This window comes from Frankia casuarinae (assembly GCF_000013345.1).
Lineage (GTDB): Bacteria > Actinomycetota > Actinomycetes > Frankiales > Frankiaceae > Frankia > Frankia casuarinae.
Map to the genome: position 1 here is coordinate 1,523,844 of NC_007777.1, position 25,978 is coordinate 1,549,821.

19 protein-coding genes are annotated in these 25,978 nt (G+C 70.5%); 11 read left to right on the forward strand and 8 right to left on the reverse strand.

The window, feature by feature from the left end; translation table 11 throughout:
* Positions 1-35 precede the first annotated feature (35 nt).
* The 3 genes from ppdK to FRANCCI3_RS06410 all read left to right on the forward strand — a co-directional run bounded on the left by ppdK (position 36) and on the right by FRANCCI3_RS06410 (position 5,652).
* Positions 36-2,729 (forward strand): pyruvate, phosphate dikinase, encoded by a 2,694-nt coding sequence (gene ppdK, locus FRANCCI3_RS06400; protein WP_011435720.1) that lies wholly within the window; start codon positions 36-38, stop codon positions 2,727-2,729.
* A gap of 124 nt (positions 2,730-2,853) precedes the next feature.
* Positions 2,854-3,540: a YdcF family protein gene (locus tag FRANCCI3_RS06405; RefSeq protein WP_035730080.1), complete on the forward strand. Its 687-nt coding sequence runs from the start codon at positions 2,854-2,856 to the stop codon at positions 3,538-3,540.
* Positions 3,541-3,777: 237 nt separating this feature from the next.
* Entirely contained in the window at positions 3,778-5,652 is a 1,875-nt protein-coding gene (locus tag FRANCCI3_RS06410) for a transketolase (RefSeq protein WP_011435722.1), read from the forward strand.
* A gap of 95 nt (positions 5,653-5,747) precedes the next feature.
* On the opposite strand, the gene FRANCCI3_RS06415 is transcribed toward FRANCCI3_RS06410, so the two are convergent.
* Both FRANCCI3_RS06415 and FRANCCI3_RS26725 read right to left on the reverse strand, forming a co-directional pair.
* Positions 5,748-6,287, reverse strand: coding sequence for a PH domain-containing protein (locus tag FRANCCI3_RS06415; RefSeq protein ID WP_011435723.1), 540 nt, complete (start codon positions 6,285-6,287; stop codon positions 5,748-5,750).
* 40 nt (positions 6,288-6,327) lie between these two features.
* Entirely contained in the window at positions 6,328-6,483 is a 156-nt protein-coding gene (locus FRANCCI3_RS26725) for a hypothetical protein (protein WP_011435724.1), read from the reverse strand.
* Positions 6,484-6,578: 95 nt separating this feature from the next.
* Here FRANCCI3_RS26725 and FRANCCI3_RS06420 point away from each other — a divergent pair, with 95 nt between their 5' ends.
* The 3 genes from FRANCCI3_RS06420 (at position 6,579) to FRANCCI3_RS06430 (ending at position 11,446) form a co-directional block, all read left to right on the forward strand.
* On the forward strand, positions 6,579-7,841 hold the full coding sequence (locus FRANCCI3_RS06420) for a deoxyguanosinetriphosphate triphosphohydrolase (protein WP_011435725.1): 1,263 nt from the start codon (positions 6,579-6,581) through the stop codon (positions 7,839-7,841).
* Positions 7,842-8,337: 496 nt separating this feature from the next.
* On the forward strand, positions 8,338-10,227 hold the full coding sequence (gene dnaG, locus FRANCCI3_RS06425; RefSeq protein WP_011435726.1) for a DNA primase: 1,890 nt from the start codon (positions 8,338-8,340) through the stop codon (positions 10,225-10,227).
* Positions 10,228-10,267: 40 nt separating this feature from the next.
* Complete coding sequence (locus FRANCCI3_RS06430) at positions 10,268-11,446, forward strand: RNA polymerase sigma factor (RefSeq protein WP_035730083.1); 1,179 nt, start codon at positions 10,268-10,270, stop codon at positions 11,444-11,446.
* Positions 11,447-11,538: 92 nt separating this feature from the next.
* On the opposite strand, the gene FRANCCI3_RS06435 is transcribed toward FRANCCI3_RS06430, so the two are convergent.
* The gene (locus FRANCCI3_RS06435) at positions 11,539-12,747 is read right to left on the reverse strand and encodes a glycosyltransferase family 4 protein (RefSeq protein ID WP_011435728.1); all 1,209 of its coding nucleotides are present in this window, start codon (positions 12,745-12,747) and stop codon (positions 11,539-11,541) included.
* A gap of 120 nt (positions 12,748-12,867) precedes the next feature.
* Between FRANCCI3_RS06435 and FRANCCI3_RS23245 the strand changes: the two genes are divergently transcribed.
* Positions 12,868-13,617 carry a class I SAM-dependent methyltransferase gene (locus tag FRANCCI3_RS23245; RefSeq protein ID WP_011435729.1) on the forward strand — a complete coding sequence of 250 codons (750 nt, stop codon included), beginning with the start codon at positions 12,868-12,870 and terminating at the stop codon, positions 13,615-13,617.
* Here the strand turns inward: FRANCCI3_RS23245 and FRANCCI3_RS06445 are convergent.
* A complete protein-coding gene (locus tag FRANCCI3_RS06445; protein WP_011435730.1) occupies positions 13,596-14,474 on the reverse strand; it encodes a glycosyltransferase family 2 protein in 879 nt (292 codons plus the stop codon). The genes FRANCCI3_RS23245 and FRANCCI3_RS06445 overlap by 22 nt on opposite strands.
* A 275-nt stretch (positions 14,475-14,749) precedes the next feature.
* Between FRANCCI3_RS06445 and FRANCCI3_RS24245 the strand changes: the two genes are divergently transcribed.
* Both FRANCCI3_RS24245 and FRANCCI3_RS06450 read left to right on the forward strand, forming a co-directional pair.
* The gene (locus FRANCCI3_RS24245; protein WP_255361097.1) at positions 14,750-15,139 is read left to right on the forward strand and encodes a class E sortase; all 390 of its coding nucleotides are present in this window, start codon (positions 14,750-14,752) and stop codon (positions 15,137-15,139) included.
* Between the two features lie 433 nt (positions 15,140-15,572).
* Positions 15,573-17,387 (forward strand): putative bifunctional diguanylate cyclase/phosphodiesterase, encoded by a 1,815-nt coding sequence (locus FRANCCI3_RS06450; RefSeq protein WP_011435731.1) that lies wholly within the window; start codon positions 15,573-15,575, stop codon positions 17,385-17,387.
* 113 nt (positions 17,388-17,500) lie between these two features.
* On the opposite strand, the gene FRANCCI3_RS06455 is transcribed toward FRANCCI3_RS06450, so the two are convergent.
* The 4 genes from FRANCCI3_RS06455 to FRANCCI3_RS06475 all read right to left on the reverse strand — a co-directional run bounded on the left by FRANCCI3_RS06455 (position 17,501) and on the right by FRANCCI3_RS06475 (position 23,474).
* Positions 17,501-19,123, reverse strand: a complete 1,623-nt coding sequence (locus tag FRANCCI3_RS06455) for a Gfo/Idh/MocA family oxidoreductase (RefSeq protein WP_011435732.1) — start codon at positions 19,121-19,123, stop codon at positions 17,501-17,503.
* A complete protein-coding gene (locus FRANCCI3_RS06460) occupies positions 19,120-19,911 on the reverse strand; it encodes a protein-tyrosine-phosphatase (protein WP_011435733.1) in 792 nt (263 codons plus the stop codon). The genes FRANCCI3_RS06455 and FRANCCI3_RS06460 overlap by 4 nt, the downstream gene beginning before the upstream one ends.
* Before the next feature lie 45 nt (positions 19,912-19,956).
* Positions 19,957-20,832 carry a TylF/MycF family methyltransferase gene (locus FRANCCI3_RS28980; protein WP_011435734.1) on the reverse strand — a complete coding sequence of 292 codons (876 nt, stop codon included), beginning with the start codon at positions 20,830-20,832 and terminating at the stop codon, positions 19,957-19,959.
* Positions 20,833-22,241: 1,409 nt separating this feature from the next.
* Positions 22,242-23,474 (reverse strand): glycosyltransferase family 4 protein, encoded by a 1,233-nt coding sequence (locus tag FRANCCI3_RS06475; protein WP_011435736.1) that lies wholly within the window; start codon positions 23,472-23,474, stop codon positions 22,242-22,244.
* Between the two features lie 470 nt (positions 23,475-23,944).
* Between FRANCCI3_RS06475 and FRANCCI3_RS06480 the strand changes: the two genes are divergently transcribed.
* A complete protein-coding gene (locus FRANCCI3_RS06480) occupies positions 23,945-25,027 on the forward strand; it encodes a UDP-glucuronic acid decarboxylase family protein (RefSeq protein ID WP_011435737.1) in 1,083 nt (360 codons plus the stop codon).
* A 44-nt stretch (positions 25,028-25,071) separates the two neighbouring features.
* The gene (locus tag FRANCCI3_RS06485; RefSeq protein WP_011435738.1) at positions 25,072-25,962 is read left to right on the forward strand and encodes a methyltransferase FkbM; all 891 of its coding nucleotides are present in this window, start codon (positions 25,072-25,074) and stop codon (positions 25,960-25,962) included.
* Positions 25,963-25,978: the final 16 nt, after the last annotated feature.

The following is a 25,978-nucleotide window of genomic DNA, read 5'->3' on the forward strand; positions in this document are numbered from 1 at the left end:
CGTCTGGGTATCACTCCGGGGCGGAAGGGACGACCATGGCGCGCTACGTGTATGGCTTCCACCAGGGCAACAAGGACATGAAGGATCTTCTCGGTGGTAAGGGTGCGAACCTCGCCGAGATGACGAATCTCGGCCTGCCTGTCCCGCCCGGGTTCACTATCAGCACCCAGGCATGCCGGGAGTACCTTGCCGGCGGCGAACCGGTCGGGCTACGGGCGGAGATCGATCATCATCTTGCCACCCTGGAGACCGCCCGGGGACGGCGGCTCGGCCAGGCCGACGATCCGCTGCTGGTGTCGGTGCGTTCCGGCGCGAAGTTCTCCATGCCCGGGATGATGGACACCATTCTGAACATCGGCCTGACCGATCAGGCCGTCTTGGGCCTGGCCGAGCAGTCAGGTTCGCCGCGGTTCGCCTGGGACTCCTACCGCCGGCTGCTGGCCATGTTCGGCCGGACCGTCCTCGGCGTCGGCGAGCCGTCGTTCGACGCGGCCCTCGAGGCGGCGAAGCGGGCCAAGGGCACCAGTAGCGACCTCGACCTCGACGAGAACGACCTGCGGGCGCTCGTCGCGACCTACCAGCGGATCGTGCTCGAGCGCACCGGCCGCCCCTTCCCCCAGGATCCCCGCGAGCAGCTGGATCTCGCGATCCGAGCGGTGTTCGACTCCTGGAACGGGCCGCGGGCCCGGCTGTACCGCCGTACCGAGCGCATTCCGGACGATCTCGGGACGGCAGTGAGCGTCGTCGCGATGGTGTTCGGCAACCTTGGAACGGATTCGGGCACCGGGGTGGCCTTCACCCGGGATCCGGGCAGCGGCGAACCCGGCGTGTACGGAGACTATTTGCCCAATGCCCAGGGCGAGGATGTGGTGGCCGGGATCCGTAACCCGGTTCCCCTCGCCGAGCTGGAGCGGATCGACCCGGCATCCTTCACCGAACTGCGCGAGATCATGACGCGCCTGGAGAAGCACTACCGGGACCTGTGCGACATCGAGTTCACGATCGAACATGGCAGGTTGTGGATCCTGCAGACCCGCGTCGGCAAACGCACTGCCGCGGCGGCTTTCCGGATCGCCGCCATGCTCGCCGAAGGCGGTGTCATCGACGACGACGAGGCGCTGTGCCGGGTGAGCGGCGACCAGCTCGCCACCCTGATGTTCCCGCGCTTCGACGACACGGCCCGGCCCGCCCCGATCGCGACGGGAGTGAACGCCGCGCCCGGGGCGGCGGTGGGGGAGGCCGTCTTCGACGCCGCCGAGGCGGTGCGGGTGGCGGCCGAGGGCCGACCGGTCATCCTCGTCCGCCGCGAGACGAATCCCGATGACCTCGCGGGCATGCTCGCGGCGCGCGGAATCCTGACCTCCCGAGGCGGCCGGACGTCGCATGCCGCCGTCGTCGCCAGAGGATTGGGCCGGACCTGCGTGTGCGGGGCCGAGGAGATCGAGGTCGATCCCGCCGGTCGCCGCCTCACCACCGGGCGGGGCGTGGTCGTGCGGGAGGGGGACATCCTCTCCATCGACGGGACCATCGGCGCGGTATACCCCGGTTCCGTACCACTCGTCCCGTCACCAGTCGTCGAGTACTTCGAGGCCGGCCGTCCCGACCATCCCCGGCCGGGCGGGGACCTGGTCGCCGCCGTGGATCGGCTGATGCGGCACGCCGACCGGTCCCGCCGGCTGCGGGTCCGCGCGAATGCCGACACCGGGCCGGACGCCGCGCGGGCCCGCCGGTTCGGCGCCGCGGGCATCGGGCTGTGCCGCACCGAGCACATGTTCCTCGGGGATCGTCGTACCCTGGTCGAGCAGATGATCCTCGCGGGAACGCCGGCTGAGCGGACCGAGGCGCTCAGCCGGCTGCTTCCCCCGCAACGGGAGGATTTCGTCGAGATCTTCACCGCGATGGACGGTCTGCCCGTCACGGTCCGGCTGCTCGATCCGCCGTTGCACGAGTTCCTCCCGGACCTCACCGAGCTGTCCGTGTCGATCGCCGCCGCGGACGCCGCCGGAAGGCCGGTCGACGACGCCGACCGGGAGAGGCTGGCGGTCCTGCGCAGCATGCACGAGACCAACCCGATGCTGGGTCGCCGCGGCGTCCGACTCGCTCTCACCGTCCCGGGGCTGGTGGAACTGCAGGCGCGGGCGATCGCCGAGGCGCTGGTGCGCTGCCGCCGCGTAGGCGGTGATCCCCGTCCCGAGATCATGGTTCCGTTCATCTCCACCGCGACGGAGCTGGATGCCATCCGGGACCGGGTGCGCGGGGTGCTGGCCGAGGTCGGCACCGAGAGCGGCCTGGAGATCGACCTGCCGATCGGCACGATGATCGAGGTTCCGCGGGCGGCGCTCACCGCGGACCAGATCGCCCGCCGCGCCGAGTTCTTCTCGTTCGGCACCAACGACCTCACCCAGCTGCTCTGGGGTTTCTCCCGGGATGACGTCGAGGCATCGTTGCTGCCGCGCTACCTCGACCTCGGCATCCTCGCCGGGTCGCCGTTCGCGTCGGTGGACCGCGACGGGGTGGGCGCCCTGATGAGGACGGCGGTCCGGGCTGGGCGGGGCGCTCGGCCCGATCTCGGCCTCGGCGTCTGTGGCGAGCACGGCGGCGATCCCGATTCCGTGCACTTCTTCGCCGAACTCGGGCTCGACTACGTCTCCTGTTCGCCGTTCCGGGTGCCGGTGGCCCGGCTGGAGGCCGGGCGTGCCGCGGTTCTCGGCCGGTCGACGGTCGGGTGAGTTTCCGCCTGGCCCGTTTCCTGCCCTTTCCGGGCCGGGATCCCGATCGGGGCTGGGCGGATGAAGGGGGCAGTTGCCCTGTGATGTCGGTCGTGTGCCCATAGGGACGCTACTGTTCGTTCGTGTGGGCCTGTCCCGTCCTCGTCTCATCGTCAACCCGTTTCGCGTGACCTGGTACCGCGTGCCATGGTGGCGTTGGATGATGCGGGCGGTGGCGGCTGTCCTCCTCGGCATCATGGTTCTCGCCGTGGTGACGTTTCTGCAGGTCTGGTGGGTGGGCAGGGAGGATCACCGGCCCCGGTCCGACGTCCTCGTGGTGCTCGGTGCTTCGCAGTACGACGGGCGTCCCTCGGCGGTCCTCGCCGCCCGTCTCGACCACGTGCTGGAGCTCTACCGGGAGGGAATCGCCCCTCAGGTGATCACAGTCGGTGGGAAGCAGCCGGGCGACCGTTACACCGAGGGCGAGGCCAGTGCGACCTATCTGCGGCAGCGGGGTATCCCCCCGGATCGGGTGCTCGTCCTACCCGAGGGTTCGAACACGCTCGGGTCGCTGACCGCCGTAGCCGGGTTGATGAACTCGCGGCACTGGCACACCGCCGTGCTGGTCACCGATCCCTGGCACAGCCTGCGTTCTCGGACGATGGCCCGTGACCTCGGTGTTGACGCCGTCACCTCCCCGGCCGACCGGGGGCCGGCCGTCCACGGCTTCGGCACGCAGGTCCGGTACATCATCCGCGAGGGGATCGGTTACCGGTGGTACCAGCTCTTCCGCCAGGCATCACCACCTTCGGCGACCACCCGGGCCGTCTGACACCGGGTCGACGTTCGTCGGCAGCAGCGGATACGAACCCGTGACGCCTCTGACATATCAAGGCCCGCTTCGGCCCTCTTTGCCGTCGGCCGCCGCTGATACGGTTCGGATCGCCGGGTGAGGGGGTAGTGCGACACGTGGTAGTGAGGCAAAGCGGCGGAGTCGGCTGCCCGCGGCGCGAGAGAACCCTCCGGAGATTACCTTCCGGGTGTGGAACGACACTGTAAGGAGACTGGTGTGGCAACTCCCGTATCCGAGAGCACGGTCGGGACGGCCGACCTGGAGACGGTTCGGGAACTCGCGCAGCAACTGCGGGTCGACTCGGTGCGCAGCAGCACCTCGGCGGGTTCCGGGCATCCCACCTCGTCGATGTCGGCCGCGGACGTGCTGGCGGTTCTCGTCGCGCGCCACCTTCGGTACGACTGGGACAACCCGGCGGACCCGGCGAACGATCATCTGATCTTTTCGAAGGGGCACGCATCCCCGCTGATCTACTCCATCTTCAAGGCGGTCGGGGTCGTCGGTGACGACGAGTTGATCAATGGTTACCGCCGTTTCGGTGAGCGGCTTCAGGGCCACCCGACGCCTGTCCTGCCGTGGGTCGACGTCGCGACCGGGTCGCTCGGGCAGGGCCTGCCCGACGGCGTGGGCGTCGCGCTCGCCGGTAAGTACCTGGACAAGGTGCCCTACCGGGTCTGGGTGATCTGCGGTGACAGCGAGATGGCGGAGGGCTCGGTCTGGGAGGCACTGGACAAGGCCTCCTACTACAACCTCTCCAACCTCATCGCGATCGTCGACGTCAACCGGCTCGGCCAGCGCGGCCCGACCGAGCTCGGCTGGGACCTCGACACCTACGCCAGGCGGGTGGAGTCCTTCGGCGCCCGCGCGGTCGTCGTTGACGGCCACGACATCGCCGCGATCGACGCGGTGCTCGCCGACGCCGAGGACGTCACCCGGCCGACCGTCATCCTCGCCCGCACCCGCAAGGGCGAGGGCTTCTCCGAGACCGCGGACGTCGAGGGCTGGCACGGCAAGCCGTTCCCCGCCGACATGGCCGACCGCGCCATCGCCGAGCTCGGCGGCCTGCGCGACCTGCGGGTTCGCGGTCCGGTGCCGCCCGCGGACCTCCCCCGACCGGCGCCGGTCGAGCGGCCCGTCATCACACTGCCCACCTACGATCTCGGCGCCAAGGTGGCGACTCGGCGCGCCTACGGCCAGGCGCTCGCCGCGCTCGGAGCCCGCACCGACGTGGTGGCGCTCGACGCGGAGGTCAGCAACTCGACCTACTCCGAGGACTTCGCCAAGATCTACCCGGACCGCTTCTTCGAGATCTTCATCGCCGAGCAGCAGCTCGTCGCGGCGGCGGTCGGGCTGTCGGTGCGTGGCTACGTGCCCTTCGCCTCCACGTTCGCGGCGTTCTTCTCCCGGGCCTACGACTTCATCCGGATGGCGGCGATCTCCCAGGCCGACATCCGGCTGTCCGGCAGCCACGCGGGAGTCGAGATCGGCGCCGACGGGCCGTCGCAGATGGCGCTCGAGGACATCGCCATGATGCGGGCGGTCGGCGGCTCGACGGTGCTCTACCCGAGCGATGCGACGTCCGCCGCGAAGCTCGTCGAGGCGATGGCGGATCTGCCCGGGGTCAGCTACCTGCGCACCACCCGTGGAGCCTACCCCGTGCTCTATGGCCCGGACGAGCCGTTTGCCCCCGGTGGTTCCAAGGTGCTCCGCCGATCGAATGCCGACACCGTCACGCTCATCGGTGCCGGTGTCACCCTGCACGAGTCGCTGGCCGCGGCGGACACCCTCGTGGCCGAGGGGATCGCGGCCCGCGTGATCGACCTGTATTCCGTGAAGCCGGTCGACGCGGCGACGCTCGCCGACGCCGCCCAGGCCACCGGCGGGCGCATCGTCGTCACCGAGGATCACTACCCGGAGGGTGGACTGGCCAGCGCGGTGCTGGAAGCGCTCAGCGACGGCGGCGTGCCGCTGTCGGTCCGTCATCTCGCGGTGCGGTCGCTGCCGGGTTCCGGGACGTCTCAGGAGCTCCTGGACGCGGCCGGCATCTCCGCGAGGCACATCGTCGAGGCCGCCCGCGACCTGCTGCGCTGACCCGTCCAGGGCCGGCGGCCGGCGGTCGAGAAGGCACGAGGCTGGGACATCCGGTGGGACCGGGGGAGATCCCCCCGGTCCCACCAGGCCGTCCCTCAGTCGTCTCCGGCTGGGGCGGGTGCTCCACCGAAGGTCATGTCGACCAGGGTGAGGTAGAGCCGGTCTGGACGCGGCAGGAACTGGATCTTGGAAAGCGCCTGGTCCTGGCCGGCGGACTCCACGACGAACTCGCCGTACCCGAGCAACCGGCCAAGCGGATCCCGGTTGTACGTGAGATCCGTGATCTTGGAAAGTGGCATCGTCTGGACCTTGCGGAAAAAGATCCCGGACACCTTCAGGAGCCGTTTGTCGGTGATCATAAGGTGCTCGAACTGCCAGTCGGCGACCCTCCACAGCATCCTCAAGATCATGAAGAGGGCGAAGTACCACAGCAGCGTGGTGATGATGCCGGCGTCGACGTCCTGCGAGGCGAACAGGATGTTCGCCACGAGCGCGAGCAGTACGGCCCCGACGGTCTGCAGGAAGATGGGCAGCAGGACCGCCCAGTGCAACCGCACCATCATCACCAGGCGTTCCTGGGATGCGAGGTACTTGGTGTCGCGCTGAGCCAGGTCCGGAAGCTGGAGTCTCACCACGCCGGCAGTGTCCCAGACATCAAGAGTGGCCGGGTAGCCATTACAGAGCGGTATCGGTTACGAACTGGGACACCCCGTTACCGACGGACTGCAGCCAGTCGAAGGCGCGGCCGACGATACTGGCCGCGCTGTTGGGCGCGGTCACCACGAAGAAGATGAGGAACGCGATCGCCCCATACCTAATGATCTTGTCCACGGCAGGCCTCCGGGCCGATTCGGGGAAGGGTGCGCACAAAGTATCGCCGCTGAGCTCGATGGAGGTCGCGGAATCGCGCCGATACTCTCAAACTCGTGGTCAGTGAGTGGTATGACACCTCGGACACGGCCCGTCGGATCGTGGAACGCCCGAAGGCCACACCGGCTCAGCGTCGTCCCTTCGCCCGGGACCGAGCCCGGGTGCTGCACTCCAGCGCGCTGCGCAGGCTGGCGGGAAAAACCCAGGTCGTGGGCCCGCTCGACGACGACTTCCCGCGTACCCGGCTGACCCACTCCCTGGAGACCGCCCAGGTGGGCCGGGAGCTCGCCGAGGAACTGGGAGCGGACCCCGACCTGGTCGAGGCGGCGTGCCTCGCGCATGATCTGGGTCATCCCCCTTTCGGGCATAACGGCGAGCTGGCGCTTGACGAGGCCGCAGCCGCCTGCGGTGGCTTCGAGGGCAACGCCCAGAGTCTGCGCGAGCTGACCAGGCTCGAAGTCAAGATCGTCGACTGTGACGGTCGCAGCGCGGGCCTGAACCTTACCCGGGCGACCCTGGACGCGGCGACGAAGTACCCGTGGCCGCGCCGCCCTGGGCCCCGGGCGGACAGCACGAAGTTCGGCGCCTACGCCGACGACCTGTCCGTGCTCCGCTGGGTCCGGGAGGGCGCACCGGCCGCCCGGCGCTGTATCGAGACGCAGATCATGGACTGGGCGGACGACGTGGCCTATTCGGTGCACGACCTCGAGGACGGGGTCGTTGCCGGACACATCGATCTGGCCGCCCTCGACGATTCCGGCCGCCGGGCGGAGCTCGCCGCCGCGACCGCCGTCCGCTACCCGGGGCCGTCCGCCGAGGCGGTGGCGGCCGCCCTGGGCACCCTGCGGTCCCAGCCCTGGTGGGTCCGCTCCGAGATCACCTCGGCCCGGGGCCAGGCCGCTCTGCGGGCGATGACCAGCGAGCTCATCGCCCGGTTCGCGCACAGCGCGGTCCGTGCCACCCGGGCGTGCCATCCCGACGGTCCGCTGTGGCGCTATGGCGCGGATCTGGTGGTGGATCCGGACACCGTGGCCGAGTGCGCGGCGCTCAAGGGGGTCACCGCCTGGTATGTGATGGAGCGGCCGGGTGCCCGCGCCCGGCAGTCCCGGCAGCGGGAGGTGGTCGCGGAGCTCGTGGCGATGCTCTCCCGGGGCGCGCCGGACGTGCTCGAGCCGTCGTTGCGCGCGGCCTACCGCATGGCCGCTGACGATGCGGCACGGCTACGGGTCGTCATCGACCAGGTGGCGCGTCTGACCGACGCCAGCGCCGAGCGGCGGTATGCGTTGCTGTGTGGACGACCGGCGCCGCGGGTCCTGTGAGCCACGAGCCCGGTGTGCGGGGGACCCGGTGCGAGAGGGGTTCGGTGCGTGCCGGATCCGTACGTGGTGGGTCCGTGTCCGCCGGATCCGTGCGTGGTGGGTTCGGTGGGTGTCCTCTGCTGGCCCGATGGCCCGACGGTGTTTCGGGTGTTCCCCCGTTCGGGGGGACACCCGCTCCCTCGGCTGGGGGAGCGAGCCGGCGCGCGGTCCGCGGCCCGACATCGCAGCTCGGCATGCACGTCACGGCCCCTGTCCCCAACATTCACGTGGCATGATCGGTACTGTCGTGCTTACGACACGTACCATCGCAGCGGTAGGACCGATGTGAGGGGCGCCGCGTCACTCGTCGACAGGCCGGGCAGGCCGGCGGGTGGTGGTCCTAGCATCGATCCGGCGGGAATGGACGTGGCAAACATATTGACGGGCACTCTGCCCCGGGCGAGCTACCTCTCGTTCGGGTACCCGCAGAGTCTCGACGCGGACTTGGGAGGGGCGGGTGGGGGGACGAATCCGTGACGCCGACGTCGCCCTGGTCCGGGAGCGCTCGCCGATTGCGGACGTCGTGGCCGAGCACGTACAACTGCGTCCGGCGGGGCGTAACGAGCTCGTCGGGCTGTGCCCGTTCCATGACGAGAAGTCACCCTCCTTCTACGTCAATGCGGCAACCGGCCTGTTCCACTGTTTCGGATGCCAGCAGGGTGGTGACGTCTACTCCTTCGTGCGGGAGATCGACGGGCTGACCTTCCGGGAGGCGGCGGAGCGCCTGGCGCGCCGGGCCGGGGTGGCGCTGACCTACGAGGGCGGTGGGACCACCGACCGTACGGTGTCCAGCCAGCGGCAGCGGCTGCTGGAGACGCACCGGGCGGCCGCCGAATTCTACGCCGAGCAGCTAGAGTCGCAGGCCTCCGCGCGCGCCGGCTGGGACTTCCTCGCTGCGCGGGGATTCGATCTCACCACGGCGGCGCGCTTCGAGGTCGGCTACGCCCCGACCGGCTGGGACACCCTCACTCGGCATCTGCTCGCCCGGCGCTTCACCGGCGAGGAGCTGGTGCTCGGGGGGCTGGCCAAACAGGGCGCCCGCGGGGGTCTGATCGACCGTTTCCATCATCGGCTGATGTGGCCGATCAGGGATCTCGCCGGTGAGGTGGTCGGCTTCGGTGGGAGGCGCCTCGCCGAGGACGACGCCCCGAACGCCGGGCCGAAGTACCTCAACACGCCGGACACGCCGTTGTTCAAGAAGGCGAACCTGCTCTACGGCGCCGATCTCGCCCGCCGTGACATCGCCCGCCGCTACCAGGTCGTGGTGGTCGAAGGCTATACCGACGTCATGGCCTGCCATCTCGCCGGGGTCACCACGGCCGTGGCGACCTGTGGCACCGCCTTCGGCTCCGAGCACGTCGCGGTGGTCCGCCGGCTGCTCATGGACTCCGACGAGCGTCGCGGTGAAGTGATTTTCACGTTCGACGGCGACGCGGCCGGGCAGAAGGCGGCGCTACGCGCCTTCGAGCACGAGGAGCGCTTCGCCACCCAGACCTTCGTGGCGGTGGAGCCCTCCGGCCGCGACCCCTGCGAGCTGTGGATGAGCGGTGGCGACGGCGCCGTGCGGGATCTGGTGGCCAGCCGGGTGCCGCTGGTCGAGTTCGCGATCCGCGGGGTGCTCGACCGCTACGACCTCAACACCACCGAGGGCCGGCTCGCAGCCTTGGACGCCGCCGCGCCGCTGGTCAACCGGCTCAAGGACGCCGCGTTGCGGCACCGGTACGCGGTGAACCTGGACCGCTGGCTGGGTTTCCTCGACGAGCGGTTCGTGGTGGGCCGGGTGGCCGAGCACCGGTCGAGGCAGGGGGGCGAGCGGGCTGGTGCCCGTTCCGCGCCGATGCGCCGGCGCGGGGCGGGGGCCGATGACGCGGCGGTCATCGTGGAGCGTGAGGCGCTCAAGCTGGCCGTTCAGTATCCCGGGCTGGCGGGCCCGATGTTCGACACGCTGGGTCCGGAGATGTTCACTGTTCCCGCGCACCGTGCCGTCCGTGACCTCATCGCCGAGGCCGGTGGGGTGTGCGCGGGGCTGGCGAGGTCCGGTGAGGTCACCACCTGGGTGACCGAGCTGGCCGCGGCGGCTTCGGAGGAGGAGCTGCGACGCTTCGTCACTGCCCTTGCAGTGGAGAGGGTGCTGTGCGACCACGATGTGGATGATCGTTATGTCGACGAACAGATGTCGCGGGTACAGGAGTTGCATGTGACCCGTCGGATCACGGACCTGAAGTCGCGTGTGCAGCGGCTCAACGGGGTGACCGACGCCGAGGCCCTTCGCCGTGCGTTCGGCGAGCTGATCGCTTTGGAGCAGCACAAGCATCAACTCCGGGAGCGGGGCGTAGGTGCCGCGTAACCTGGGTCGATCCCGAGAAGGAAGTGACGAGATTCCGCCCATGAGTCCTACCGTCCTACCCCGCGAAGCCCAGGTGGACGAGGTCAAGGACCTCATCACCCGGGGCAAGGAGATCGGGTTCCTCACCACCGAGGATGTCACGGTCGCCATCCAGGCCGCGGAGCTGCCCCCGGAGCAGGCCGAGACGGTGCTGCAGGTGCTGAACGACGAGGGCATCGAGGTACTCGAGGCGGGAGGTGAGAGCCCCGACGAGGCGGATCTGCTGGCCCGCCGTCGCCGCGAGGAGGAGGAGCTCGCCCTCAAGGCGCCGACCTCCGACCCGGTGCGCATGTACCTCAAGGAGATCGGCAAGGTCCCCCTGCTCACCGCCGAGGAGGAGGTTGATCTTGCCAAGCGGATCGAGGCGGGGCTGTTCGCCTCCGAGAAGCTGGCGGTGGCCACCAAGAAAACTTCCCCGCAGATGCGGCGGGACCTCGAGGCCATCGAACGCGACGGGCAGATCGCCAAGCGCAAGCTGGTCGAGGCGAACCTGCGTCTCGTCGTCTCGATCGCCAAGCGGTACGTCGGGCGCGGCATGCTGTTCCTGGACCTCATCCAGGAGGGCAACCTCGGCCTGATCCGGGCGGTCGAGAAGTTCGACTACACCAAGGGCTACAAGTTCTCGACCTACGCCACCTGGTGGATCCGGCAGGCGATCACGCGGGCCATCGCCGACCAGGCACGCACCATCCGCATCCCGGTGCACATGGTCGAGACCATCAACAAGCTGATCCGCATCCAGCGGCAGCTCCTGCAGGACCTCGGCCGGGAGCCGAGTCCGGAGGAGATCGCCAAGGAGATGGATCTCACCCCGGACAAGGTGCGTGAGATCCTCAAGGTCTCACAGGAGCCGGTGTCGCTGGAGACCCCCATCGGTGAGGAGGAGGACTCCCACCTTGGCGACTTCATCGAGGACTGCGACGCCGTCGTCCCGGTCGACGCGGCCAGCTTCATCCTGCTTCAGGAGCAGCTCGACTCGGTCCTGCACACCCTGTCCGACCGGGAGAAGAAGGTCATCCAGCTGCGCTTCGGGCTCACTGACGGGCACCCGCGTACGTTGGAGGAGGTCGGGCGCGAGTTCGGGGTCACCCGGGAGCGCATCCGCCAGATCGAGTCGAAGACGCTGTCCAAGCTTCGGCATCCCTCCCGGTCGCAGAAGCTGCGCGACTACCTGGAGTAGGAGCGACCGGCAACCATTTCCGGCTGTTGGCCGCCGATAGCGTTATGGTTACCTCTGGTCGATATTTGATATTCGTAATCCGGATCCGGGAGTCACGCCGATCCGGTGGGAGCATCGGCCCGTGGCGCCCCCCGCCGGGTTCCGGTGCCCGTGGGCTGGACCGGGATGTCCCGGCCCTCGCTGGTCGGTAGCCGTCCGGTCAGGGCGGTGAAAACCGTGCGGAGGTAGTCGTCGGGCCGAGTGGCGGCCTCGGCCCACTCCGCGGCGCGCCGGCCGACGCGGGCCAGTCGCGCTCGGTCGGCGAGCATGCCGTGCAGGACGTCCGCCAGCGCCTGCGCCGACTCGTCCATCGGCGTCTGCCCGGTCACGCCGTCCTGGTAGGCGTCGTGGCTACCGCCTGAGGCGGGTCCGACCACCGCGCACCCGGCGAGCTGCGCCTCGAGCAGCACGATGCCGTAGCCCTCACCGCTGATCCGTGGCCCGCGCGAGCGGGTGCGGGTGCACAGCGCGAACAGGTCGGCGGTGGCGTAGAGGCGTGCCAACGCGTCGTCGGTCGGGGACTCGTGCAGCTCGGTGTCGGGGTGCGCGGACACCAGCTCATGCAGGGCCCCGGGTGCCGGGCCCTGCCCGGCGAACACCAGCCGGACCGGGCCGAGGGTGGCCCGGACGGACTCCACGGCCTCCAGCAGGACCCCCGCACCCTTGCCCACCCAGTCACTGAGCCGGAACACGCTCAGCATGGTCGGTACGGGGGACAACGGCCGGCGGCGGTTCGCCTCGGCCAGCAGGGTCGCCCGCCACGTCGGTGAGATGCCCGGCCGGAGGATGGGGGCCAGACCCAGCGTCGACAGCGCGCCGGCGCTGTAGGAACTGATCGTGACCGGGCGCAGGAGCGGGTCGGCGCGCAGGATCGCGCGGTCGGTGCGGCGCATGCCCCAGATGTCGGTGCCGTAGAGCAGCACCGGGCCGAGACGGGCCCGGGACAGTCGGAGGGCCGCCGCCGCGACAGGGATGAGGTTGGCGTGCCCGGCGACCACGCTGTCGGCCTGGCCGAAGCGGCGCGCCGCGGCGAGCGCGCGCGATGTGAAGCGCGCCCTGATCGCCGGGGTCAGCTCGACGCCTGGCTCCAGCATGTCGACCCGCAGGAGATCGGCCCCACCGGCCCGCAGTGTCTCCTCGATCGTCGAGAGATAACGCTCGATCCCGCCACCGAGGCCGCGGGAACTGCTCAGCAGTAGAACCCGGGCGGGTCGATCGGTGAGGGAGGCGGTCGGGGCGGTGGATCGACGCGAGATCTGCACGGAGAGTGATTTTAATGTCTCTCCAGGTGCTAGTCCTGTGCTGCGGAGCGTGTCATAGTAACGTTTCGAGTTCTCTTGACTGCCTGTAGCTTCTCCGATGATGGCGACAAGGGGTCGTGTATGGAAGCCGATCTGCGGTACCGCAACGGTGGTAACCCGCCTCTCCTCGATCTGATCGACATACCGGCGGGTAAGGCGCTGGATTGTGGGTGCGGAGCCGGGGACAACGCGCGGCTGCTGCGGGCCCGGGGCTGGCGGGTGACGGGGGTGACGATTGATCCGTCCGAGCGGGCCGCCGCCACGGCCGAGTGCGACCACGTCGAACTCGCTGATCTGAACGCCGGGCTGCCCTTCGTCCCCGACGGAAGTCACCAGCTCGTGCTGCTTTCCCACATCCTCGAGCACCTGGCGGATCCGGTGCCGTTGCTCGTAGAGGCCCGGCGGGCGCTGGCACCCGGCGGCCGGGTCCTGGTGGCGCTGCCGAACGTGCTGCACTACCGGCAGCGCGCACTGTTCCTGCGGGGTCGGTTTGAGTACACCGAGACCGGTCTCATGGACGCTACCCACCTGCGGTTCTACACTGTCAACTCGGCCCGGCGGCTGTTGGAGGACAACGGACTGCGCATCGTCGCCACCGCCACCACCGGTGGTCTGCCGTGGTGGCGCACCCGTGAGCTGCTCCCCGGGGAGCTGGTGCGGCGGTGGGATCGTCGCGTTCTGGACCGGTGGCCGAACATGTTCGGCTGGCAGGCGCTGTTCCTCGCGGCGCCACAGGTGACGCGCCGGACCGGCGCATCCGGCGTTGCCGTGGTGCGGCAACGGTCCGCGCCGTCTGGTGACCAGCCCGACTACGGCCAGCTTGTCCAGTGAGCGGCGCGCGGCTCGTCGTCACGTGCCTCTCCCGGCGGGGGAAGCATCGAGAGACCGTCCAGCAGGCCGTGGAGGACGAGGGCCGAGGTCCGGGTGCCGTGCCCGAGGAGCATGTCCAGCGCGACGGCGCGGGGTAGCACGACGACCGCCGTCGCCAGAGCGATCAAGGCGGCCCGGGCTCGCCATCCGCGGACCCGGGCGAACCAGAGCCGGTTGCGCACCCCGTAGTAGGCGTCGCCATGCCGGGGGACGGTCGTGCTCCCGATGCGCTGTGCACGGTGCGGACTGACCACGACGCTCCATCCGGCGTCCCGGACGCGGTAACAGAAGTCGACATCCTCGAACCCGAGGTAGTAACGGCCGTCCAGGGGGATCCGCCGCAGGCAGTCCGCCTTGACGAACATGATCGTGCCTGCGACCCAGTCGGCCTCCAGGGGGCGGTCGCCGGGGGGACGCCGGGCCTTCGGCGCAGCCAGGACCGGGCTTAGCCGCGCCGGGCCCGAGCGCCGACCGTCGTTGTCGACCAGTGTGGGCGCGACCACGCCGATGTTCGTCCCGGCCAGCAGATCCAGGCAGGCGCGCAGCGCCAGGTCCGGGATCCTGACGTGGTTGCCTATCAGGAGATAGGCCTGCGCGGCGGGGTAGCCGTGGCTGGCGAGCCGGAAGCCTCCGCCGAGACCGAGGTCGCGGGGCGGCAGGATCCAGGCGACCGAGGCCGGCAGGTGGTCGGGTCGGTCCGACCGGTCGTTCGCGACCACCGCCACCTGGGCGATGACGGGGCTGCCGTCGAGCCATCTCGCAAGCTCCACGGTCGGCCGGTGCGGACCCCAGTGGACAATCACCGCCACGGTCTTCATCGGACCCCCTGCGTCGCTCGGGTAGAGCATCCGGTCCGGCGGGCGACGAGCCTCCACGGCTCGGAATGAGTATCGAGGGTAACAGAAGTGCCTCTGCATGTAACGGTGAGTGAGGTTCGGGGTGCTGGTGTGACCCGCCGGCGTGGTCCCCGCGCCCATCCGGCCTGCCGGTCCGGTGGACTCCCGGCGGCACGCGCCGGCGAGGGGCCGGCGATACTGAGTGCTCCACGATTCGGTGTGCTCCACGATTCGGTCCAAACCATTCGCCGGCCATTGTGAAAGGTGTCCCCGCCACCGTCCTGCGCCGGGGTCCCGGACATATGCCGGGGACCACCATGCCCGATGAGCTGGGGAATGTCGTGGTTTCCGGACATCGGACCGCATATAGAAAACCGTTTAGTCGTCTCGATGAGCTGAAGGTTGGGGATCCCTTCCCCGTCGAGGTGCGAGACCGTTACCACGCGTATCGCGTCACCGAATCTGAGGTGGTAGCGCCGACTCGGTTCGACGCCACCTGTCCGATGCCCGGAGAACCCGCTGAGGTGCCGGGCAAGGAGCTGATTACTGTACGATCTCCGCCCCTGGCGGGGATTTCCCGGAACGGACACGGTGTGGTCCCGGGCGGCAACGGTTTGGATTTCGCCGGTGCCCTTCACGGTGATTAGTGTTACCCGGCGGTTGGCCAACGACGGTGTCGGCGGCCACGGACCGAGCCGATGCCGGTGGAAAGTCGGGCATCGGATACCCTGCGAACTGGCGAACGTTACGCTCGGATAGCGCGGGGATAAACCAGGCGCGTGATGCCGGCGGCGGTGACGTCGTGGGCGGCCATCCTCGACCGGCTGCGGCGGCTCACCCAAGGACGCAGCTCACTCAAGGACATTGCGGGATCGGCTTCGGGGGAATTCGATGAATGGGCGGGATCGGATACGGCGTGGCTCGACGATCCGGCACGGCGGTGCGGGCCGCCCGTCGGGTAGCCGCCGATGGTTGCGCCACGAGGTCGAGGCGGGGATGGCTGTCCCCGGGAGCACGCGGACCGGCGATGTCGGTCCGCGTGCTCGTCCAGGTCATGGATGCGCTGCGGGCGGAGCGACGATGGTCCAGTCAGTTTTGTTCCGGTCGGTGTTGCCCCGGTCGATGCTGGTCCGGCCGGTCTCGGGGGTCGCCGCCCTGATGGGGGGTGCGCTGGGTCTGCTTCTGGGACTGCTCTGTCTCATCGGCGGATGGGGCGGGCCCGCGCCGTCGCCGGTCGCGTTGTCGTGCGTGGTGCTCGCGGCCGCGGCGTTGTCGATCGCGGTGGCGATCCTCGCCGCGGCGGTCTGGCCGGGTCCGAACGGTCCGGCCGACGCGAACGGTCTGGCCGGTTCGGCCGGACCGGACATCCAGCCGTGGGATCCCCGGGGAGGCGTGGGCCGTGCGTGGCCGCGGCGCGGCGTGGTGGATGAGCTGACCGGGCTGCCGGGCCGACGGTACTTCCTCGACGTCGCCAGCCGTTGTCTCACGGGTGGTGAGCACCGGGCGCGTGGCGCGACGTCCGTGTCGGTGCTGCTCATCGATCTCGATCGGATGCGTGATGTCAACGGGGCGCTCGGGCATGAGCATGGGGACCGCCTGCTTGCCACGGTGGGTTGCCGGCTACGCGGAGCGCTGCCCGGATCGGATCTGCTCGCCCGGGTGGACGGCAACGCGTTCGCCGTGCTGTTGCGCGGCGCCGATGTGGCCCGGGCCGAACAGGTCGCTCGGCGGTTGCGGGAGGTGCTGGAACTGCCCGTTCCACTCGCGGGAACTCCGGTGCGGCCCGAGGCGAGCGTGGGGATCGCCCATGCCCCCGAGCACGGCCGTGGCGCGCTGGAGCTCTTTCGTCACGCGGAGGAGGCGATGTACCTGGCGAAGGGGGGCCGTCACGGGCAGACCGTCTACGCCCGCGACCATCCACCGATCAACCGTGCCCGCCTGCTGCTGCGGGCCGAGGTGCGCCATGCGCTGGACTCCGGCCAGATCGAACTGAGTTACCAGCCCAAGGCGGATCTGCGCAGCGGTCGGATCAGCGGTGTGGAGGCCCTCGTCCGCTGGCGCCATCCGGTCGACGGCGTGCGGCAGCCCGACGCCTTCCTGGCGGAGATCGAACGTGCCGGGTTGATGCCGAAGCTCACCGTGCAGGTCCTCGACCAGGCCTTGGCCGACTGCGCGCGCTGGCACGGCCGGGGTGCCCCGCTCGCGGTGTCGGTGAACGTCCCCGCGTCGGTCATCGTCGACCGCGCCTTCGTCGGCGTGGTGCGGGCCGCGCTCGCCCGGCACCGGCTCCCGCCCTCGGCGCTTGTCATCGAGGTCACCGAGGACTCCCTCATCGTGGCGCGGGAGCTGGCGCAGGGAACCCTGGCGGGGCTGCGCCGGTTCGGTGTGCGGGTCAGCCTGGACGACTACGGCACCGGCTTCTGTTCGCTGTCGTACCTGCGCGAACTGCCGGCCGACGAGGTGAAGCTGGACCGGACCTTCCTGCGTGACCTCGACCGCGATCCGGCCGCGGCCGAGATCGTGCGGTCCACGGTCTCCCTGGCACATGCGCTGCGGTTACGGATTGTCGCCGAGGGGGTCGAAACGCAGCGTTCCTGGACCTCTCTCGCCGCCTGGCAGTGTGACGAGGTCCAGGGGTACTTTGTGTCACGTCCGATGGCGGGGGAACGAGTCGTCGGCTGGTTGCGGGAATGGGGCAGCAGGCTTGCCGTCCATCCCGGGACCGCGCCGCGCGCCGTGGCGGGACCGGTCGACACCTGCGCGGCACAGTCCCCGATCTCCCCAATCGTGGCACCGGCGGTCGAGGCCGTCGCGCCCACGCGGCCGTCAGCGGCGGGACCGGCAACCCGGCGGGCGGTCGGGCGCCGGGTGCCGGCCGACCTTGCGGCGTCCTGATGGCGGGCGATGGCGTGGCGGTCGCACCGGGCCCGTGAGGGCGGTCCGATTCGGGGGTCCGGGCGCCGTCGGCACCAGGACCCCGATGTCCCCGATGTCCGTGATTCCGGTGATCAGGGTTCGGGCCCATCCCGGCCGGCTGCGGCGTCCAGCCGTAGCGTGAGCGCGGCGACGGCGGCGATCTGCCGTGCGTCCTCGCCCGGGGCGCCGGCCACGATGCCCGCGCAGATGTCGCGGTACATGGCCGGGTAGCTGTCGAGCCGGTTGACTCGCCGCCGCCGCAGGATGTGGGACCCGGCCTCCGCGGTGTACTGCGAACCGTCGACGATGGTGGCCGTCACGCCGTTCGCGCGCAGCTGGGACTGTTCCCGCAGACCGTGCCGGCTGCCCCCGGCACTGGTCAGCACGAGCGAGAGGACCGCGTCGTTCTCCAGCTCGACGTACACCGTGAAGGTGTCCGTGCGGGAGCGGGCCACCGTGCTCCGGCGGACCGGCGCGAAGTCGTTGAGCCAGAGGAAGTGGTCGATCCAGTGGCAGCCGTTACTGACCAGCCGGGTGCGTGAGGACGGCCAGCGGTACCAGTGCCGGCGGGGAAGCGGTTCCTCGTACACCACGGCACTGTAGATCAGCGGCTCGTTGCCGTCGGCCAGGCGCAGGTCGGAGCGCAGCCAGGCGTTCATCGGGCTGTGGCGTCGCTGGAAGCAGGCGAACAGGCGCCCGCCGGCGTGAAGGAGTTTCACCAGCCGGCCGAGATCCTCCTCTGTGGTGACAACGGGCTTCTCGACGACGGCCACCGAGCCGAGCCGCAGCGCATCCCGGGCCAGCGGCGCGTGCGTGTGGTGGTAGCCCGCGATGAGGACGACGTCGGCCCGCTCCCCGTCCCGGAGCAGCGCCGCGGTGTCCCAGGAACATCGGTCCGGTCGCCGGGTGCCCAGCTGGACGGGGTCGATCTCATGCACACCGACGAGGTCGAGGTGATCACGGACGTGCGGGACGATCTGCGTCTTGGCATAGTGTCCCAACCCGAACAGGACAGCGGTGGGTCGTCCGGACGCGGATGGCGGGCCATAGCGCCGGGTGCTCTCCGTGATCGGACTGACCCCGGCGAGTGGACGATCCCCGGGGCGGGCCCCGGTCCACTCGGTTGCAAGCCAGGCGACGAGACGGTCGACGGCGCCGGGGTCCACCGGTGCTCCCGACATCGGGGACCAGCCGATGAGCGTGTCGTCCACGGCCGGGAACGCGGTCGCCGGCCGGGCCCGGTAGACGACCGCGGATCGCGGTGGCGGCGGATCGGGGCTGACGAAGCCGAGTGGGTCGGCGGGAGCGCCGGTGGGGCCGCCCGGCCCCACCGGGCGGACGAGGTCCTGATGCAGGACGACGCGTTCCATGCACGCCGGGTGGCAGGGGGCGACGAAAGCGACGGTCGTTCCCGTCGGCGAAGCCGCCCCGCTGACGGGTGGGACCGCCTCGATCAGGGTGCCCAGGCCCATGCCGAAGTAACGCTGGTTGCGGTCGCGTTCCCGCAGCCGGCTGGCCGTTTTGCGGGCGACCGCGCGGATGCCGAACTCGCGGGTGTAGGCGGCGAGGGCCCGGCTGCTGCCCGCCCTGACGAAGAACTGACCGTCCACGGGGAACAGCGTCACCCAGATGTCCGGGCGGATCCGGCAGTGGCCGGGCAGGGGGGTCTCGTCGAGGAAGCCGGCCAGCCACCGGTTCCCGATCAGGATGTTCATCCCGGTGCCGGGGTCCGGTCGACCGGGACATCCGCGAGGCCTGCCGGGCCTGCCGGGTCTGCGGGGTCCGTAGGCGTGACCGCCAGTCGTTCGTGACACGCCTCCGCCAGCAGGGCCATCGGCCGTGACAGCGTCTCTTCGATCATTCGCGCGCAGTTCTCGAACGCATCCCGACCGCCGTCGAGGGGGTCGGCCAGGTCGTCGAGGGCAGCCGGTAGCGCGTGGCCGGCGGCCCGGATCCGCCGGGCCGTGGCGGCGAGATACTCCCCGGCCGCCCGTGTCCCGCCCGGGGGGATGTCGGCGGGGCGGACTCCGGAGGTCACCCGTCCGAACTCGCGCAGGGTGAAGGTACGGCGCATGGCCCGTGGCACAAGGCCCACCACCGTCGAGCGGTGTGCGCGGGTCGCGCACAGCACCAGATCGCTGGCCTGGACCAGATCCGGTGTCAGCAACCTTGCCCGGAAGCCGGACGGGTCGAGCCCCCGCGATGTCAGGATCGCCGCGGCCTGGGGGTACATCGCCTCACCTGCCCGGGCGCATACTCCCGCGCTGCTCACCAGAAGGTCCCCGGCGGGGCTGGGTGGATGCCATCCCTCGGATGAGGACTCGTTACCCCCGGTCCCACCGGATGCCTGCGCGCCGGCCGCGCCGAGGCTGATCTGGTCCAGCGCGGCGCTGAACCGGGCGGCGGCGAGATGCTCGGCCAGGGGCGAGCGGCAGACGTTTCCGGTACACACCATCAGTACTGCCCACGGTCGTTGCCGCACTGCCACCCCTTCCTCCGTCATCCCTTTCCTCCTCTCTCCGCCGGGGTCGGCGGGGCGCGGACCAGCTCAGCGCGACCGCGAGGGCTCGCTCCGGCGCCAGTAGACGCAGGTCCAGTCGACTTCGATGATCGGCTCGGTCACCCCGTGGGCGGCCCGGTAGTCCTCGACTGCCGCCCGGCAGCCAGGAACGGCTCCATAGTCGTCAACGATGCAGAAGCCGCCGTCGGAGAGCTTCGGGTAGAGCGCCGTCAGCGCGTCGGTGGTGCTCTCGTACATGTCGCCGTCGAGGCGCAGGACCGCGAGGCGCTCGATGGGCGCGGTGGGCAGGGTGTCCCGGAACCAGCCGCGCAGGAAACGGACCTGATCGTCGAGCAGGCCGTAGCGGCGGAAGTTGTCCCGCACCTGCTCGAGGGACACCGACAGCTCCGCGTACTCGTGGTGGCGGTCGCCGGTGTCGGCGGCGTAGCGCCCCGGATTGGGCGCGGGCAGGCCGGCGAACGAGTCGGCGACCCAGACCGTGCGGTCGGGGACGCCGTAGGCGGCGAGCACCCCGCGCATGAGGATGCACGCGCCGCCCCGCCATACCCCGGTCTCGATGAAGTCGCCTGGGACGCCGTCGACGATGACTCGTTCGGCGCACTCCTGGAGGTTGCGCATCCGGCGGTCGCCGGTCATCGTGAGCGCCAGCCGTGGCCAGTCCCGGCCGTCGGTCCGGGCGCCCGGTGCGCTCCTCTTGACGATTTCCATTCCCTGGCTGCGGAAGGCTCGTACCAGCATCCTCTTCGCGCCGGTGCGCGGCTCCCACGCACCGCCGTCCCGACCATCCCAGAGAGAGCAGGTCAGCGTCGCGCGAAGCAGATCGAGGTACCGCACCGAGGTATCGGAAAGATCGTGACGGGCGACGGTCGGGTCGTGCGGGGCGACGGTCGGCGTCGTGGTCATCGTGGCTCCTGATGAGAGGGGTGAGCGCGGAAAGGGGATGGGACCGTGGGCCGTCAGGCTCCGTTCGCTGTCGGGTGAGGCGCCGTCCAGGGGGACGCTGTCGGGTGAGGCGCCTGCCGCGCGGGCGAGCAGGCGGGTACTGGCCAGGTGCAGCGACACGGCCGAGGCGGTGTAGGTGATCCCCGACACCGCGGCCACGATCGGCAGGCGGCCGTCGTGCAGCGCCGCCGCGAGGCCGAGCACGGTCGACAGCGCGACCGGGACCTGGATGGCAAGCACCGTGCGGGCGGCACGGAACCCGAGCAGCACATGGGTGAGCAGGTAGTCGACGGACTGCGGGATGGTCGCCAGCACGAGGACCTGGGCGGCCGGGGCGGCGGGGGCGAACCGCGTGCCGTAGACGATGCGGATGGCCGTCGGCGTGACGAGGGCGATCGTGCCCGCCACCGCGGCGGCGAGGGCGACGGTGGCGATGACCGCGCGGCGCACCACCCGGGCCCGCTGCCGGGGATCGACCAGGGTGCGGAGCCGGCTGAACATCACCATGCCGGTCGCCTGGCAGACGGTCGTGCAGGCGCCGGCGACAGCGACGGCGACGGCGTAGAAGGCCACCTGCTCGGCGGCCAGGAAGGTGGCGACGAGCAGCATGTCCAGCTTGTAGATGAGCTGGGCCCCGACGACGGTGCCGTAGGCCCCCAGGGCGGACCGCATGAAACGGCGCCGGGGCAGCAGGCGTCCCGGCCGCGCGAGGGCGGGAAGGCCGCCGAGCACCGCCACGTGGTACCCGAGTGGGGGTAGCAGGGCCGTCACGCCGAGGGTCAGCATCCACAAGCCTGGATCGCGGACTCCCCTGCCGGCGAGCGCGGCGAACGCGGCCAGTGTCGCCGCCGCCGGTAGCAACCGGACGAGCTGGAACTCGCCGGTCATCCGACCGCGGCGCTGCGCGAGCCCGGCGGCGTTGGAGGCGGCCACGGCCGCGGCGGTGAAGCAGGTCGCGCCCAGCACGGCGACGGCGTCCCAGGCGGCTCCCCGCCCGGCTCCCGTGCCGCCCGAACGGCCCGGGCCCACAGTGATCAGCATCGGCACCACGGTGAACAGCACCGCGGCGAGCAGCGCCGACGCGACGGTCTGGGTGAGCAGCGGGCCGAGCAGCGCGCGGTCCTCACCGTCATCGGTGACCAGCGTCTGGGAAACACCCAGGGCGAACACCATCGCGAGCATGCCCGCCCAGGTCTGCAGCGCGACGAACTCGCCGCGGGCCACCGGCCCCAGAGCGCGGGCGGCCAGGACGCCGGTCGCGGTCCCGACGACCAGCGTGCCCGCGTTGCCGGCGAGTACGGCGACGGTGGAGCGGGGAAGCCGGCTCGCGAGCGGGCCGGTCATGACGGCCCGGCGGCTGACGGCTCTGGTCATCCGCGCCGAGCGGTGTCGCGCACATGGGCAACGGCGCGCAGGAAGCCGTCCACGGACGCGGCGAGCTCGATGTCGCCGATCACCTTCTCCGACTCCTGGGCCATCCTGGCCAGGACGTCGGGGCGCGCGCGCAGCTCCCCGAGGATCCGTGCGAGCGCGTCCACATCGCCGACCGGGTGAACCCGGCCGTTGCGGCCGGGACGGACGTCGTCGGTCGGGCCGGTGGAGCCCACCCGGTCGCTGACCACCACCGGCAGGCCGCAGAGCACCGCCTCCTTGACCGCCAGCGGATGCGGATCCCGCTCGGCGGGGTGCAGGTAGAGGTCGCTGGCCGCGTACAGGCGGGGGAGCCGTTCCTGGTCGGCGAATCCGACCATCCGCAACGCGCCGCCGAGCTCGGCGGCCACCGCATCGAGAGTGGCGCGCAGCACTCCGTCCCCAGCCATGATCACGATGATTTCCCGGTCGACCGGACCCCGGGGCGTGCGGGTGAGGATGCGCAGTGCGTCCGCGATGTCGAGGGGGCGCTTCCGAGAGATCATCTTTCCGGCGAACAAGGCGACAAGGGCGTCCGGGGCGATGCCCAGCTCGGCGCGGATCGCCGTTCGATGCTTGTCCCGATGCGCCAGTACGGCCCGCAGCGCCGTCTCATCGGTGGGATACGGCGTGCGGAACATGCGGGTGGCGGGGACTCCATAGTTGGCCAGGTACGCCTCGTTGTTGTCGCCGATCGTGAGGAATGCGCTCACTGAACGCATCAGGTGGGGCAGCGTGAGCCGTTTGACGGCGCGGACGGCTGGGGTTCGCTGGCCGAGGAGCTCGCTGTCACTGATCATGAGGGCGGGTACGCCTCGTCGCCGGCACCAGGCGAGCGCCGCGAGGGAATGGGCGTACCGGTATCCGTAGACGAGCACGCATGCGGGGCGCAGTCGGTCCAGGGCCGCCCAGGTCCGGGTAACCATCTGCCGGGTGACGTCGGGCTGCCGCCAGCCAGGGCGCAGCGGCAGGTCCGCGATGAACTCGTGGTGATAACCGGTTACGACGTCCGATTTCCACTGCACGTCGAGGCCGAAATCCGCGTCGAAGTAGCGTTCCAGGCCCGATCGGGACAGGAAGAGCACCCGAAGATCCACCTCGTGTTCGGTCAACGCCCGGTACAGCGGCGCGAAATGCTGGATCGCGTGCGATACGACGACTGCCACCGTCGTCGACCTGGGGACGGAGGTCATGAGCCGGCTGTTCCTCCTCGCAATGACCGCTGATCGGACCGGGTGGGCCGTGCGCCAGTACGAATCGATCCGACTCTGTCACTCAAAGTATTAATCGAGCAACTGTCTGTAGATGCGTGTCGTGGGTCGCGGATCGCGGGTGCCGAGTGGCGGTGGGGCCTGAGTGGCGGTGGGGCCTGAGTGGCGGTGGGGCCTGAGTGGCGGTGGGGCCTGAGTGGCGGTGGGGCCTGAGTGGCGGTGGGGCCTGAGTGGCGGTGGGGCCTGAGTGGCGGTGGGGCCTGAGTGGCGGTGGGTGGCGGTTGCGGCGTCATCGGGTGGAGACACGCGGGTTCCCCGCCGTGGTCGTCCTCCTTCTATCACTGTCAGTGATAGAAGGGGGGCTGTCCGAGGGGCGCGCAGTGTCGTTGTCGACCGATGGCGGTACGTGACGCCCATGGCCCGGCTTTCCTTACTCACGGGTGGTGGTTGGAGTGACCAGGCGGGTCGTCGTCGCCGGCGGGGCCGGCTTCCTCGGAAGCCATCTCTGTGACCGCCTGCTGGCTCGGGGTGCCGAGGTGATCTGCGTCGACAACTTCCTCACCGGCCGGCCGGGCAACATCGACCATCTTCGGAGGCATGGCGGGTTCCGCCTGCTGCGGCGGGACGTGACCGAGCCGATCGACGTCACTGGCCCGGTCGACGCCGTGCTGAACTTCGCCTCCCCCGCGTCCCCGGTGGACTATCGGGCCCTGCCCCTGGAGACTCTGTCGGTCGGTGCGTCGGGTACCGCGAACCTGCTGGATCTGGCATATCGCAAGAACGCCCGGTTCCTTCTGGCCTCCACCTCGGAGGTCTATGGCGACCCCCGGGTCCACCCCCAGCCGGAGGAGTACTGGGGCCACGTCAATCCGATCGGTCCGAGGAGCATGTACGACGAGGCCAAGCGCTTCGCCGAGGCGTTGACCACCGCCCACCGCGCCACCCACGGCACGTCCACCGGGATCATCCGGATCTTCAACACCTATGGGCCGAGGATGCGCGCCGACGACGGGCGTGCCATCCCGACCTTCATTGCGCAGGCCCTGCGTGGCCAAGCCGTCACCGTTGCGGGCGAGGGTCGCCAGACCCGGTCGCTGTGCTACGTCGACGATCTGGTGGAGGGGGTCGTGCGCATGCTGGACAGCGACCTTCCCGGTCCGGTGAATCTCGGCAGTCCCCAGGAGATGACGATCATTGATGCGGCGCGGCTCGTCGTGGAGGTATGCGGGGCTGACGTCCCGATCACCTTCGTTCCGCGACCGCAGGACGATCCCACCGTGCGCTGCCCCGACATCACGCTGGCGCGGGAGGCGCTTGGATGGCGACCCCTGGTGGACGTACGGGACGGGCTTGCCCGCACCGTGGCCTGGTTCCACGGACGTGTCGAGCGGCCGCGGTCCCCGTGGCTGGTGCCCCGTCAGGAGCCGCCGGCAGGCTCGGACGTGCTGGGCGGTGACCGCGACGGGTTCACCGTGCGGACTGGTGAACCGGGGCTGGCGGTCAAGGTGGGTGAGGACGACGCGACGGATTCGTGACCTCAATCCATTGCTCTTTGTAAGACGTCGACTACTTTAAGTATGTGACCCAGGATGGCTCTGGAAACCTCGCGGCGATCTCCGGGCATCGTGCCGGTCCGCTGCGCTGGCGGCTGGCGGGACGTCTGGCCGCGGGCCTTCCCAGCCTGCGCGGTCGTGGCTGGCCGACCCGATGGATGCAGGACCCTGCGAACACCTACAGCGGTCCCCGCTATCGGCCACCAGCGCTCGCGCCGGTGTTCGACGCGGTTCTGCGCCCCGGTGACTGTTGCTATGACGTCGCTGCTGGCCTCGGGATCTACACCCTGTGGGCGGCCGGGGTAGTGGGAGCGGCCGGCGAGGTGCATGCCTTCGAGGAAGCACCGCGCACCGGGGCGACGCTCGCGGCACTGGTCGAGCGCAACCGGCTCTCGAGTGTCCACCTGTCCAGTGCCGCGGTGGGTGCCAGTGCCGCGGTGGGTGCCAGTGCCGCGGTGGGTGCCAGTGCCGCGGTGGGCGTCGCGCCCATCCCGGGCGCGACGCCCATCACCCTCGATGCCCACGCCGCGCGGCACCGACCGCCCGCCCTGGTCAGGATCGGTGGTGAGGCCGAGAGCCTCGACGTGCTGCGCGGCGCCGGTGAGCTCCTACGGGCGCATCGGCCGGCCCTCCTGCTGGCGATGCCGCCCCGCCCCGCCCGCCGCGGCGGAGACCGTTCCGGCGAGAACAGCCACCGCGGCGAAGGGGATCGGCGGGCTGCCGGGGAGAATCCCGGTGAGCTGGTCTCGCTGCTGGCCGCCGCCGGCTACCGGATCCTCAATCTGAGCCGGCGCGGGCTGACCGGGCAGGGCGTCTTCTCGCCGAACGTGCTCGCGCTCCACGACGGCTGGGAGCGTTTCGAACAGGTCGCCGTCACCCTGCGGCGTACGCCGCTGCCCCGCGACCGGACGGCGTGAGGTTCGGGCATGCCTG